This window comes from Chamaesiphon sp. VAR_69_metabat_338 (assembly GCF_031423935.1).
Taxonomy (GTDB): domain Bacteria; phylum Cyanobacteriota; class Cyanobacteriia; order Cyanobacteriales; family Chamaesiphonaceae; genus Chamaesiphon.
In genome coordinates, this window is the sequence record NZ_JANPGM010000591.1 from 1 (window position 1) to 11,832 (window position 11,832).

The 11,832-nt window shown below is 46.3% G+C and carries 14 protein-coding genes; 10 read left to right on the forward strand and 4 right to left on the reverse strand.

What is annotated here, in order from left to right:
• Positions 1–306 precede the first annotated feature (306 nt).
• The 3 genes from RMO84_RS16275 to xseB all read left to right on the forward strand — a co-directional run bounded on the left by RMO84_RS16275 (position 307) and on the right by xseB (position 3,347).
• On the forward strand, positions 307–1,845 hold the full coding sequence (locus RMO84_RS16275) for a deoxyribodipyrimidine photo-lyase (protein ID WP_310489497.1): 1,539 nt from the start codon (positions 307–309) through the stop codon (positions 1,843–1,845).
• Positions 1,846–1,912: 67 nt separating this feature from the next.
• On the forward strand, positions 1,913–3,157 hold the full coding sequence (gene xseA / locus RMO84_RS16280; RefSeq protein ID WP_310489484.1) for an exodeoxyribonuclease VII large subunit: 1,245 nt from the start codon (positions 1,913–1,915) through the stop codon (positions 3,155–3,157).
• Complete coding sequence (xseB, locus tag RMO84_RS16285; protein WP_310489485.1) at positions 3,141–3,347, forward strand: exodeoxyribonuclease VII small subunit; 207 nt, start codon at positions 3,141–3,143, stop codon at positions 3,345–3,347. The genes xseA and xseB overlap by 17 nt, the downstream gene beginning before the upstream one ends.
• Here the strand turns inward: xseB and RMO84_RS16290 are convergent.
• The gene (locus RMO84_RS16290) at positions 3,318–3,674 is read right to left on the reverse strand and encodes a hypothetical protein (protein WP_310489486.1); all 357 of its coding nucleotides are present in this window, start codon (positions 3,672–3,674) and stop codon (positions 3,318–3,320) included. The two genes, xseB and RMO84_RS16290, sit on opposite strands and share 30 nt — an antisense overlap.
• Positions 3,675–3,702: 28 nt before the next feature.
• On the opposite strand from RMO84_RS16290, the gene RMO84_RS16295 reads away from it, so the two are divergent.
• The gene (locus tag RMO84_RS16295) at positions 3,703–4,413 is read left to right on the forward strand and encodes a SprT family zinc-dependent metalloprotease (RefSeq protein ID WP_310489487.1); all 711 of its coding nucleotides are present in this window, start codon (positions 3,703–3,705) and stop codon (positions 4,411–4,413) included.
• Positions 4,414–4,522: 109 nt separating this feature from the next.
• On the opposite strand, the gene RMO84_RS16300 is transcribed toward RMO84_RS16295, so the two are convergent.
• Complete coding sequence (locus RMO84_RS16300) at positions 4,523–5,077, reverse strand: GNAT family acetyltransferase (protein ID WP_310489488.1); 555 nt, start codon at positions 5,075–5,077, stop codon at positions 4,523–4,525.
• A gap of 98 nt (positions 5,078–5,175) precedes the next feature.
• On the reverse strand, positions 5,176–6,447 hold the full coding sequence (locus RMO84_RS16305; RefSeq protein WP_310489489.1) for a serine hydrolase: 1,272 nt from the start codon (positions 6,445–6,447) through the stop codon (positions 5,176–5,178).
• A 463-nt stretch (positions 6,448–6,910) separates the two neighbouring features.
• On the opposite strand from RMO84_RS16305, the gene RMO84_RS16310 reads away from it, so the two are divergent.
• On the forward strand, positions 6,911–7,459 hold the full coding sequence (locus RMO84_RS16310; RefSeq protein WP_310489490.1) for a phycobiliprotein lyase: 549 nt from the start codon (positions 6,911–6,913) through the stop codon (positions 7,457–7,459).
• Positions 7,460–7,565: 106 nt separating this feature from the next.
• Here the strand turns inward: RMO84_RS16310 and RMO84_RS16315 are convergent, their stop codons facing one another.
• Positions 7,566–8,198 (reverse strand): acyltransferase, encoded by a 633-nt coding sequence (locus RMO84_RS16315; protein WP_310489491.1) that lies wholly within the window; start codon positions 8,196–8,198, stop codon positions 7,566–7,568.
• A 362-nt stretch (positions 8,199–8,560) separates the two neighbouring features.
• Here RMO84_RS16315 and RMO84_RS16320 point away from each other — a divergent pair, with 362 nt between their 5' ends.
• From RMO84_RS16320 to RMO84_RS16340, 5 genes are all read left to right on the forward strand, one after another.
• Complete coding sequence (locus tag RMO84_RS16320; RefSeq protein WP_310489492.1) at positions 8,561–9,286, forward strand: phosphoadenylyl-sulfate reductase; 726 nt, start codon at positions 8,561–8,563, stop codon at positions 9,284–9,286.
• A 371-nt stretch (positions 9,287–9,657) separates the two neighbouring features.
• Complete coding sequence (locus RMO84_RS16325; RefSeq protein ID WP_310489493.1) at positions 9,658–9,978, forward strand: hypothetical protein; 321 nt, start codon at positions 9,658–9,660, stop codon at positions 9,976–9,978.
• Positions 9,978–10,427, forward strand: coding sequence for a type II toxin-antitoxin system YhaV family toxin (locus tag RMO84_RS16330; protein ID WP_310489494.1), 450 nt, complete (start codon positions 9,978–9,980; stop codon positions 10,425–10,427). The genes RMO84_RS16325 and RMO84_RS16330 overlap by 1 nt, the downstream gene beginning before the upstream one ends.
• A 70-nt stretch (positions 10,428–10,497) precedes the next feature.
• The gene (locus tag RMO84_RS16335; RefSeq protein WP_310489495.1) at positions 10,498–10,797 is read left to right on the forward strand and encodes a hypothetical protein; all 300 of its coding nucleotides are present in this window, start codon (positions 10,498–10,500) and stop codon (positions 10,795–10,797) included.
• A gap of 276 nt (positions 10,798–11,073) precedes the next feature.
• Positions 11,074–11,832 (forward strand): AAA family ATPase (locus RMO84_RS16340; protein ID WP_310489496.1); only part of this gene is annotated, 759 nt, incomplete at its 3' end.

The following is an 11,832-nucleotide window of genomic DNA, read 5'->3' on the forward strand; positions in this document are numbered from 1 at the left end:
GCAGTTCAACTCGGTGCAAAGTGGGGCTATACATTTACCCAGAACGAAATTCAAGCCTCGATCGAATCTACCACTGCCACCGGACAAGGTGAATATTTCTGCCTGCCCCTCGGCTGTTGGCATAAAATCTAGTCGGCGTGAGCGATCGATCTAACCTCAAATCGCGTGACAATCGGATTTAGTTCGATTTAGATGTAATACGCGCTCACCTAAATCCTCTCCTCGGAGGGGATTTTTTAATTGGCTTCGATCGCAAATATAGTAGTAACGTTAAACTAGTAGGTATCGAGCCATCTTTTGAAAAGTATGCACCTGCTGTGGTTTCGCCGCGACTTACGATTGAGTGACAATGAGATCGTCACTCTAGCAACTGCCGACAACACGCCAGTTTTACCATTTTTCATCATCGATCCGTGGTTTTATACCTGGGCAGATATTGGCGCAGCTAGGGTCAGATTTTTATTTGAATCGTTGATAGATTTAGACCGTCAACTGCAAGAGCTAGGGAGCCGCCTCTTCTTATTTGAGGGCAACTCCAGCCAAGTCATCCAAGACCTCACGACACAGCTGATACAGCACGGAGAGCGACCTAAACTGTTCTTCAACCGCGATGTCCAAGTAGAGTATGGAATTAGTCGCGATCGATCGATAGTAGACTTCTACCAGGAATTAAACCTCGATGTTCACCTGGGTTTAAACAACTTTCTGCAAACCCAAGACAACCGCCAAGAGTGGTTTGGGGAGTACTATACCTATCAGCGTCAACCTCAATACCAGCCGCCATACAAGCTTGATTTGCCCACCATCGAAATCGACATCCCACAACTGACGTTGCCAGAACTCACTCACAAATATGCGCAGTTTTGGGATGTCGAAAAAGTCCATTTTCCTGGCGGGGAAACCAATGCCCACAGTACGTTAGACTCCTTTCTTGCCAGTAGATTCCACGGCTATCACTGGAAACTATCGCGTCCGTGGTTGGCGCAAATTGGGGCAACTTCGCACCTATCGCCACATCTGACCTTCGGGACGATTTCGACGCGGACTGTTTACCAAGCGACCAAAGCTAGAGTAGCCGCACTGGTAAATAGAGACAAAGCCGAATTTTCACTCAAAGCTTTTCGAGATCGCTTGCGCTGGCACGATAGCTTTACCCAGCGGCTGTATTTCCACCCAGAAGTAGCTTATCAAAACCGCTATCCTGAATTCGATACTTGGTACCAGCCAGACGAACTTAGCCCGAACCAGCTCGAACTATTCCAAGCTTGGCAAGAAGGGATGACGGGGTTCCCCCTCATCGATGCGAGTATGCGCCAGCTTCACACGATGGGCTGGATGAACTTTCGGATGCGGGCGATGTGCGCGACCTTTCTGACAATTAATTGCGGTGTATCTTGGCATCATGGAGCCAAACACTATATGAACTATTTAGTCGATGGGGATCTGGCGATCGATAATTGGCAATGGCAGATGCAATCGGGTGTCACCAATCCCTTGAGTGAAACGTTTCGGATTTATAATCCCAACAAGAATATTGCCGAAAAAGATCCCGACTTGAGTTTCATTCACCATTGGATACCGGAATTACAGGGATACAGCCTAGATGAAGTGAGCAAGGGTAAGTATCTGGATAGTTATTACCCACCGCCCATCCTCGATTGGTCGCAGACGCGCAAAGTCAATGGTAAGATTGTCGCCGATCTCCGCAAACAAGTCCGAGCCAGACTAGTTGCTGAAGGCGGTACTGAATATGATGGGGCAATCGCCGCCAAGGAAACTGTGGAAAAGTACTGGCAGCATAAAGATAAAGAATACCAGCAGTATCGGCATAGTGGGACAAACTGAGCGATCTATTTACCGATCGCAGAGTCGATCGAATTTTCTTGCATTAATTACTAGAGAAAATTGCATAATGCCGAACAATTCACCGAATGACAGTTTCCCAGATCTAGATCCAATTTCGATCGATCGATTGACCAGTTATATCGAGCAAGCATTACTGCAAACCCCCGAACTCAGGCAGGTGTGGGTCAGTGGTGAAGTTTCCAGTGCCAGTCATCATCCGTCCGGGATTTACTTCAATCTCAAAGACAAAGTGGGTAGATCGTCTCTCCCGGCTGTTATTTGGAAGTCCCAGATCCCAGAGCTAGAAACCAAGCCCCAAGTCGGGATGGAAGTACTCGCCTTTGGCAAGATTGCTGTCTATGCCCCGCATGGAAAATACCAGTTTCAGGTACAGCAGGTTTTACCCATGGGTGAGGGTTTGCAAGCTCTAAAATTGCAAAAGCTCAGACAGCGGTTATCTGCCGAGGGTTTATTCGATCGCGAACGCAAACAACCCTTACCCACTCAACCTCAAACCATTGCTGTCATCACCTCGCCTACCGCTGCTGCCTGGGGCGATATCCGCCGTACTTTGCGATCTCGTTATCCTGGTGTATTCGTCCTATTCTCACCCGCTACAGTTCAGGGTGAAGCCGCACCACAATCGATCGAACGGGCGATCGAGCGGGTGATTATCGACGGTCGGGCAGAGGCGATCGTGTTAGCCAGAGGCGGCGGTTCGATCGAGGATCTGAGCTGTTTCAATAGTGAGATCGTAGTTCGAGCGATTGCGGAATCTCCGATCCCCATCGTCACGGGCATCGGGCACGAGCGAGATGAATCGCTAGCGGATTTAGCAGCAGATCGCCAAGCGGCAACGCCAACGGCAGCAGCGATCGCCATCGTTCCCGATCTGGAAGATTTAGCAGACGAACATGCCGTCAGGGTCGAACGATTGCGTTCGGCAATGCAGCGAGTATTCATCGAACGGCAGTCTCAATTAAGTCAATTACGAATCAGGTGCGAACGCATCAAACCCGATCGTCAATTAGAGCTAGAAATAGAGAGAACCCGCCGACTATCCCAAAGACTCAAACTGGCGATCGCCGGAAGATTGCAAACCGCTCGACAAGAGCAGGTGCGATTGACAGAGCGATTGCAGGCGATCGATCCGCGCTTGGTCTTGCAGCGGGGTTACGTGCTAGTGCGAGATAATAATGAGGAGATCGTTCGCGATCGCCAACGGTTGACGATTGGAGCAGAGTTATCGATCCAATTTGGCAACGGTCGAGTAAAAGTCAGGGTGGTGGAAATCGATGGCGAAGAAAACTGAGTGGAAGTACGAAGCAGCAGTCGAGCGAGTAGAGGAAATACTCGATGAAATTGAAAGTGGCGAATTAGAGTTGACTGAAGTATTCGATCGATTTACAGTGGCGGTTGAGTCATTGCAGCAGTGCGAGCTTTTTTTGTCTACACAGCGAGAGCAGGTAGATTTATTGCTGGAAAATTTGGGCGATACCTAAAGCCAATTTCAGCTTTGTCAAATATGCGAAATAACAGGCGATCGCTTCTGCCTGTCTGGGTAGTGACGTATAGACACCACCTTCGGGCACTTGATGCAAGGCTTCCCAGGTGATTAACCCCGTTGAGAAGTTGAGATCGAGTATGAAGTGATGGCGTTGGGGCGATAATAGTGCAAATAATCGATCTTGAATTGTGGCTTGGCGAGATCCGGCTTGCGAGAGCGTGCGTTGCAACCAGCAGTCGTTTCGAGCAGACGCTACACGTTGGCGTTCGCGAAGCGTCTCGAAGAGAAGCCTGCGCTTTGCGCTTACGCCGTAACACACCATACGGTTAAATTTTGGGGCATTAAAAATCATGGCAACACAAACAATTAACACGATCGATATCGGTGACATCGCAGTCAACGTAGTTAGAAAAAATATCAAAAATGTTCATCTGAGCGTTTGTCCTCCTACTGGAAACGTCCGAATTTCTGCACCCATGCGGATGAACCTCGATACCATTCGCGTTTTTGCGATCTCCAAACTAGATTGGATAAAAAAACATCAGCAAAAGATTCGCAGCCAAGTCAGAGAAACACCACGCGAATTTCTCGATCGAGAAAGCCACTATCTCTGGGGCAAACGCTATCTGCTCGATCTGGTCGAGTTAGATACATTACCGAGTTTAGAATTATGTCACGATCGATTAATTCTGCAAGTGCATCCTGATACCGAAGTTGTCAAAAAACAGGAGATTGTTAACGAATTTTATCGCCAGCAAATCGTAGCCGCAATTCCACCACTAATCGATAAGTGGGAGCGGTTAATGGGTGTGTCTGTCACCAGTTTTAGCGTCCGCAAAATGAAAACTAAGTGGGGAAGTTGCACGCCCAGTTTAGGGACGATTCGCTTTAATTTAGAACTCGCCAAAAAACCAGCCGAATGTCTGGAATATGTCGTCGTTCACGAGCTAGTTCACTTACTAGAACCAAGTCATAATTCTCGTTTTGTCGCTTTTATGGATTCTTTCCTACCCCAGTGGCGATTCTACCAAGCCGAACTCAATCGACTACCAATTCATTAAAATAATTGATAATTGGGTTGTTAGGGTGGGAATTTAGCGGAGTCGCTCCGGTTAGGTTCCCCAGCAATGGAAGCGACTCCCCGCTCCCCGCTTAATCTAGCTAACCAACTTAATTCACAGTCAAGAAAGCTAAAGTATAAAAAGAATTACCATTGAATTCAAATTCATCAATGATTTCTAATCCAAGTTTGCGCGTATGCGCGGCAAAAGATCGCTCGTTGATTTTATTGATAAACGTAATCCCGATTGGAAACTTCGGGGCAAAACTCGATCGCATCAGATTATATAATTCTGGTAAAAGATTGCTACCTCGACAAGAAGCATCGATACAAACTGGCCCATATTGAAAAGTGCGATCGACCGTTAGTTCCCGACCCTGAAATTTCAGATCGGGTAGCCGTGCCATCATCAGTCTGAAAATTCCCCACTGCGAGAAAAAGTCCCAATCCCCAGCCAGCACATACCCGACGATCTTGCCACCATCTTCGGCAACAAATACCCCAGATTGAATCGATAATTGTCGCAATAAATCCGGCGTAAATGGTGTCGTCACAAACCCACCCGCCAATGCTTCCGCTGCAAGATTCGCATACAAATTTCGCGATTGCAGAGCCAGAATCCCTTCAAAATCCGACTCGATCGCTAATCTAATCATTTGAGCCATTAATCACCTCTCCATGTTCATCGCAATCGACCAAAACAGAAGATAGGAGCAATTACCAACTGCCCCTATCAACTATTCCCTCTTCCCTATCCCCTAACTTAAGGTTTCTGACTTACTTGTCGATCGTTGATATAGTTATAAGTCAACCGCGATACCGCTTGGACAAAATCACGAGCGCGGAGATCGTTAAACGATCGCTTGACGAAAATACCCGCCAAATATAACTTGCCATTGGGCATCTCCACAATCCCCGCATCGCCAATCAATCGCCCTAACGTCCCCGTCTTGTGAGCGATTGCGGCACCTTTACCTATACCCGCAAATAACAGCTTGCGATTCTCGGTTTGATTGAGAATATCTAAGACTTTACTGCGGCTGGTTTCGCTAATTAGTTGGTGCTTGGCAATTAATGCCGAGACTCTGACCATATCGGCAGGACTGGTTGTATTCAACCCTTTAAAATCTCCCAGCAACCGATTGATGACTGTTTTGCGCAGCCCCCAACTTTTGAACTGACGATTGAGCGCGGCACGCCCACCCAACCTGTCGATAATCATATTCGTCCCCGTATTATCGCTAATAGCGATCATTTTCGTGGCTGTCTGCAACACGCTCAATTTTGCGCCGGGATGATATTGGAGTTCGCCCGAACCACCAGTCATCAGATCGCGTCTGACGGTAAGTGTTTCATCCATCCGCACTTTACCAGCATCGACAGCTTGAAATAGTGCCATCAAAATCGGCAACTTAATCGTACTTGCGGCAGGAAAACTTTTCTCGCTATTAATCTCTAGATAATTACCCGTGTCTACTTCCATAATAAACATCCCTGTCGATCGATAACCATACTTCGACGCTAGGGACTGAATTTGGCTCTTGAGCGCGGTCATTTCCTGGCCGATGGGCACAACACCAGCAAAGACAATCGGACTGATTGGCACGGCTCGAACGTTGCCCGTGCTGGCTGTTGAAACACCCCGCTCGATCGATCTCAATTTAATCGACCAGCGGGTCGGAATATCGCTGCGAATAATCACATTCTGGGGGTCAACACCATAGCCAGGAGCCAGTTCGATCGCCAAGCGGGTGATGTTGTCTTCTGATTGACCGATCCGCACTTCCCGCACTGCACCACCAAATTGCTTGCGGACGGTCGCCTCATTCAATTTCGTCCCAGGGAGATCCACCACCAAACGATAGGGGCCATCGAGTAAGGTGGCTTTGGGTATGACGCCACTATCGGTACCAAAGTTTAACTGATTTTGACTGGCATTAAATTCCCAGCCAGTAAAGTTGCCTGCTTGAGCTGGTGCGGCACCGAATAGGCACGCACTACTAATCAGTCCGGGGAGGAGCCAACTTAATTTCATAGAGAGGATGTGATGTAATGGTAGATCGGGATTTGGACGGTTTTGACGATCGAGATCCGAGCGAAGATGAGGCAATCTCTATTTACACTTAGCAGCGATTGTCGATGCGATCGGTGCTTTGCGGACGAGTATCTACTGCGGCGATGCCAACGGGGAACGCCGTCGAGCTAATCCGGGTTTAGTTTTCACCCAGATGATGATTAGCACTATTCGGTTCCGTTCGTCAATTGACTAATTTTGGATAGAAACCCTCAAACTCAGTCTAAATATCGGTTTGGAAGCGATCGACTAATTTTCTGCATCAATCGCGACGATCGACCAGCAGTTATTTTCGCTATATTAAGAAGTATTACGAGCTTTAGATAAAAAATTCACTCTGTGCATTTGGCTGAAGGTATGTGGAGATCGCGCCACATTGCCATGGCTACCCAAACCCTAACTTAATCCTGTGAGGACAAAGCCCATGACCAAAGGCTTACAAGACTATCCATCGCCATCGACTACTGAAGAATTACTCGTTGCCAAGTTTTTCCACACCTCCGCTGGTAAGTGGTCGTCCGAACGTCGCTACTACACACTCCCAGACGGAGCAACCCAAGAAGTTATCAGTGAGATTGAAATTAGATTTTTGGAAGCTGGTTGCCCCGAATTGCAAACACTAGCGCAAATGCACGGTTTAGATGCATTAGCACTCACCTGTGGCAGCGAAATTCTGTGGGATAGTAAAGATTCAATTACAGGTAAAAAAGCTTCCAAAGGCAGTACTTTATTTGGCGCGTTGGGAAATATCCTCTATCGAGATCGCGGCTTTGCGACTCCCAAGCCAATTACGGCAACTTATCATTTTCCCCATCCCGATACTATGTGCCTGAAAACTGAGTATCAAAGCTCGGTATTTGAAGAAGAAATTAAGCTAGTTGGCGAAAAATACCGCACTCGTCAAACTATTATTTCTCGCGCTGGCGAACAAGTGACGATCGGTCAATATTTAGAAAAGCGAATTATGCTCTAAAACCAGTTTTCGGATCGGGGAAAGTAGTTGCGATCGATAAATCGCAACTACTTTTTCTAGAGATACCGGCTCGGTTTAATCGTTAGATAATAAGCTACTGCCATTGCTAGGATAATGGCAACGATCCTAAAGATTGCTCGAATTGAATCTGCTCGATGTCCACTGTAGCGATCGCGTTTTGTTCGCTTGACAGTAACTCTTGCTCTAGATCGAGAATCGCCTGAGATCTTGACATAATTCGCTTGGCGGGGTTGCCCAGATACACAGTCCACGGTTCTAGCTTGCCTCTTACCACCGATAACGCGCCCACTGCCGTACCTTCAGCCAAATTACTTCCAGGTAACACTACGCAATTAGCCCCGACGATCGCATGTTTGCCCAAGCGGACGGGAAGATGTTTCAATCGTCGAAAGCGATCGGGTACAGTCGGATTGGTCATCCCTTTGGCAAAATCATCAGTCGATGAGAAAACAGAAACTTTATTGGAAATACCACTAAAGTCTTCAAAATCGATCGGTGCTTGGCCGACCACACTAGAGTATGCCGAAATATGTACATTTCTGCCGATTCTAATCCCGCCCTCACCAGCAGAGATTATGCAAAAATCATCGATCCGCACATTATTACCAAGGTAGATATTTTGGGTGTTGTAAATAGAAGCCTTGCTAGATAATAATACGTTTTCACCTAGAGAACCAAAGCCCATCTCGATTAATTCATTACGCGTCAGCCAAGACATTTACAACTCCTAAATATTTCAAATTCTTATTTGAAGTATACCCAGTTCGGGATTGTAAATTAGCATTTTAGAGTGTGTTGCGATCTCAATCGATCGCTTGACCATCTTTGAGTTTCAGACCAAAGATACTGTTTGTCTATATTTTAAGATTGTGCCTAAAAATCTGGAGATCGATACTGGTAAATTCAAATTTAACCAGCATTGCAATTCAAATTGTGAGACGAAATCGCTGTTTCAACAACGGATCTCGCACCAATAGCCTGCGCCAGCCTCCATAAATCGACTTTCCGCTGCCTGCACTTCTCTTGTAAAATATCGTCAGGCAATGAGCGCGATCCTTAATTTTTCCAGAGCTGACAACCATGACCCAGGCGAGTACGGAACTTGACTTCCCCACCCTAGATGCCGAACTGAGCACCCAGAGTCCTCAGCAAATTATCAAACGGGCATTGAGTTTATTCGATAATATTGCCATTTCTTTCAGTGGGGCTGAAGATGTGGTGCTGATTGACATGGCTTATAAGCTGAATCCTAATGTCAAAGTCTTCAGTCTCGATACCGGACGGCTCCATCCCGAAACCTATCAATTTATCGATCGCGTCCGCAAACACTACGGCATCGCGATCGATGTCGTGTATCCAGAAGCCGCTCCCGTCGAAGCGATGGTCAAAGCCAAGGGTTTATTTAGCTTCTATGAAGACGGACACCAAGAATGCTGCGGCGTGCGCAAAGTGGCACCCTTGCGGCGCAAATTAGCCACCCTCGATGCCTGGATTACCGGACAACGCAAAGATCAAAGTCCTTCTACGCGCGCTAGTGTCCCCGTCATTCAAGCCGATGGTGCTTTCGGTGCTCCAGACCATCCCTTAGTCAAGTTCAACCCCCTGGCAAATTGGTCGTCTGAGGATGTGTGGACGTATATCCGCGCGCTAGAAGTGCCCTACAACGCGCTCCACGAACGCGGCTTTGTCAGTATCGGTTGCGAACCCTGCACCAAACCCACTCTCCCCAATCAACACGAACGCGAAGGTCGCTGGTGGTGGGAAGAAGCCACTCAGAAAGAATGCGGTTTACACGCGCCTAAATAGGTGTCGTACCTTCGCACATTAAATGTCGCTATTCGCAAATTAGTGTCGTTATTCGCAGGATAATGTCGCAAAATATCTAATGACTAAGGCGATAGTAGAGAAAGAGTCACAGTGAAGTCGGCAATGTTGATGATTGGTTAATTCCAGTGAGGAGTCGATCGATCGATAATTATATCGATCGATTGGGGTTGCGATCGAGTCATCACGGATTACGACTGCCGCTATTTTAGATTTTAGACAAAATCCAAAATAAGAGGCGTGTCTATTTTAGTTTTCTGGTAAAACTACTTCGATATATCCAGCGGAACGGATAATACTTAAAATATTTTGGTAAGATAGTGTTATTACTATCGGTAATAACATTTTTGGCTATGACTAATCCAACCTATCCACTCGCACCTGCTAAAATCGGTAATGCGTCTGGTTTCCGCTTGCCAGCTAGTTTCTACCGCGACCATCCGCAATTTGTGAATGCGACGGGATGGGTGGAGGTATTGAGCGATAACACTGTGCTAGTCAAGTTAGAACCACAGCCAGTCGAACCAGAATCAGATTCAGACGATCTGATGCTGAGTCTATTTTTAGATTTAGTGACTAAAGACGCGCTGACTAATCCCGAACATCTGGAAGCATATACCGAGGAGATGGCGGGTGAAGATGATGAGCTGTTAGCTGGGGTGATAATCGATTAATGAGCGCACTCATCCGCAATGGTTGGGAAATTTACTTTCACCGCCAGTTATTTGGCGAACAGCGACGACAATTGCGGGAACGGGTGAAGCAGTTGAAGGCTGAGTTACCGGAAGCAGATTACCTCGGACATCCTGATGTGAAGCTGTTGGCGGCTGTGATGGTGGGGATTAAGGAGAAGATCGCTGTAGATCCGCTGGCGACTCAGTTTGCTTTGACTGGCTCGTTACGGCGGTATGGCCGGATGAAGGGGATGGGGCTACCAAATCGTTATCGATTGTTTTTTAGGGCTTTTAGCAGTGAGGAGCGGCAAGTCCCGATCGTGTTGTGGTTGGGTTATCCGCGCAAGGCTGGGGATAAGCGGGATTGTTATGAAGTGTTTACGAAGATGGTTAGGAATGGTGATTTTCCAGATAGTTTGCAGGAGTTATTGATGGTTAATAATGAGTGATTTGCGATCGATCTTTTAAGATCGAACAATTTATCGGTCGTTGTGAAAGTACATTAGAGAGGGATAAATAATGGAACTAAATGAATTACCAGGATCGGAATTAATCTTACCTGGGCTGGAAGATCTTTACCAGGGCAGAAATAATACGATCGGGTCGTTATTAATCTCGATCGCATCCATCCGCTTAACCGCAGCGGGATTGGATATTCCGCAGATATCTCTAGTGTCAGAGCCAGAACTGGCTTTGTATAATTATCTTCAGATCGATCGCGATGATGCTTATTCTTATTACAATGCTTTATTAAATAGCCTCAACAGCTTTTGTGCTGCAATTGAACTAAAATCTAAATATCAAACTTGTATTTATTAATACATTCAATATCTCAACTTACATAATTTTCTCTGCAATCGCAATAACATAAGATAATCTACAGTGGAAATGAAGTATTCAGAACTCACGGCTCCTGAAGCTGAGTTACTAAACATCTCGAACGTCAACATTATCCTCGGAAGGAACGGATCTGGGAAAAGTCGGTTTCTCAGAGCACTTGATATTAAGTTATCAAACGACTTAAAATTCAATGTTCGATACATTAGCCCTGAGCGAGCTGGGGTGTTCAGATGTGATGGGAACATGCAGAATAACATGGAGAACAACCCTGGCTGGTTAAAGGAAGTTCGACGAAAGAATCAGGCGGATCAATTCAAAGCTACCTCTGCAAATTTGCTGAGAGAAATCGAAATTATTTACTTGAGAAAACTACAGGACTCAACATTAATTAGACAAGATCTTCAGCGTAATTTCAGAGTAGATCGATTAGAAGGGATCAACAAATTACTTTCTAATATATCGATTGAGCAGGTAGACTCAAAATTTGTCTTCATTAATAGTTCGGGTGATTCTGTTCCACCAGATCAGATAAGTAGTGGCGAGTCTGAGGCTATAGCACTAGCTTCAGAAATCATGTACTTCTTTGAAACTATAGACAAATCAAAGTTCAATATTCTTTTGCTTGATGAACCTGACGTACACCTTCATCCCGATCTTCAAGCGCGTTTGGCAAAGTTTATTCTGGGAGAGATCGCTAGCTTATCGGACGAAATTAGACCGCATGTCGCAATCTGTCTTGCTACTCATAGCACACCATTTGTGTGTGCATTGGCCGAATCCGAATACACATCAATAGGCACTAAGGACTTTGGAATAGCAGCAATTCAGCAAAAAGCGGCACCTCAGCAGATCAAGAAAGTAGCCCCATTTTTTGGTCATCCCCTGTCGTTAAGCCTCAGTAATGATGTAATGCTTATCCTAGAAGGCGAAGATGATGAGCGAGTTTGGCAGCAAGCCGCACGATCGTCTCAAGGAAGAATTCGTTTATTTCCTGTCTTAGCTACTTCTGTCGAT

What these genes read in the sequence shown, in the direction of transcription:
- RMO84_RS16275 (WP_310489497.1), top strand. Translation starts at nt 307, where the DNA reads ATGCACCTGCTGTGGTTTCGCCGCGACTTACGATTGAGTGACAATGAG.
- xseA (WP_310489484.1), top strand. Translation starts at nt 1,913, where the DNA reads ATGCCGAACAATTCACCGAATGACAGTTTCCCAGATCTAGATCCAATT.
- xseB (WP_310489485.1), top strand. Translation starts at nt 3,141, where the DNA reads ATGGCGAAGAAAACTGAGTGGAAGTACGAAGCAGCAGTCGAGCGAGTA.
- RMO84_RS16290 (WP_310489486.1), bottom strand. Translation starts at nt 3,674, where the DNA reads ATGGTGTGTTACGGCGTAAGCGCAAAGCGCAGGCTTCTCTTCGAGACG.
- RMO84_RS16295 (WP_310489487.1), top strand. Translation starts at nt 3,703, where the DNA reads ATGGCAACACAAACAATTAACACGATCGATATCGGTGACATCGCAGTC.
- RMO84_RS16300 (WP_310489488.1), bottom strand. Translation starts at nt 5,077, where the DNA reads ATGGCTCAAATGATTAGATTAGCGATCGAGTCGGATTTTGAAGGGATT.
- RMO84_RS16305 (WP_310489489.1), bottom strand. Translation starts at nt 6,447, where the DNA reads ATGAAATTAAGTTGGCTCCTCCCCGGACTGATTAGTAGTGCGTGCCTA.
- RMO84_RS16310 (WP_310489490.1), top strand. Translation starts at nt 6,911, where the DNA reads ATGACCAAAGGCTTACAAGACTATCCATCGCCATCGACTACTGAAGAA.
- RMO84_RS16315 (WP_310489491.1), bottom strand. Translation starts at nt 8,198, where the DNA reads ATGTCTTGGCTGACGCGTAATGAATTAATCGAGATGGGCTTTGGTTCT.
- RMO84_RS16320 (WP_310489492.1), top strand. Translation starts at nt 8,561, where the DNA reads ATGACCCAGGCGAGTACGGAACTTGACTTCCCCACCCTAGATGCCGAA.
- RMO84_RS16325 (WP_310489493.1), top strand. Translation starts at nt 9,658, where the DNA reads ATGACTAATCCAACCTATCCACTCGCACCTGCTAAAATCGGTAATGCG.
- RMO84_RS16330 (WP_310489494.1), top strand. Translation starts at nt 9,978, where the DNA reads ATGAGCGCACTCATCCGCAATGGTTGGGAAATTTACTTTCACCGCCAG.
- RMO84_RS16335 (WP_310489495.1), top strand. Translation starts at nt 10,498, where the DNA reads ATGGAACTAAATGAATTACCAGGATCGGAATTAATCTTACCTGGGCTG.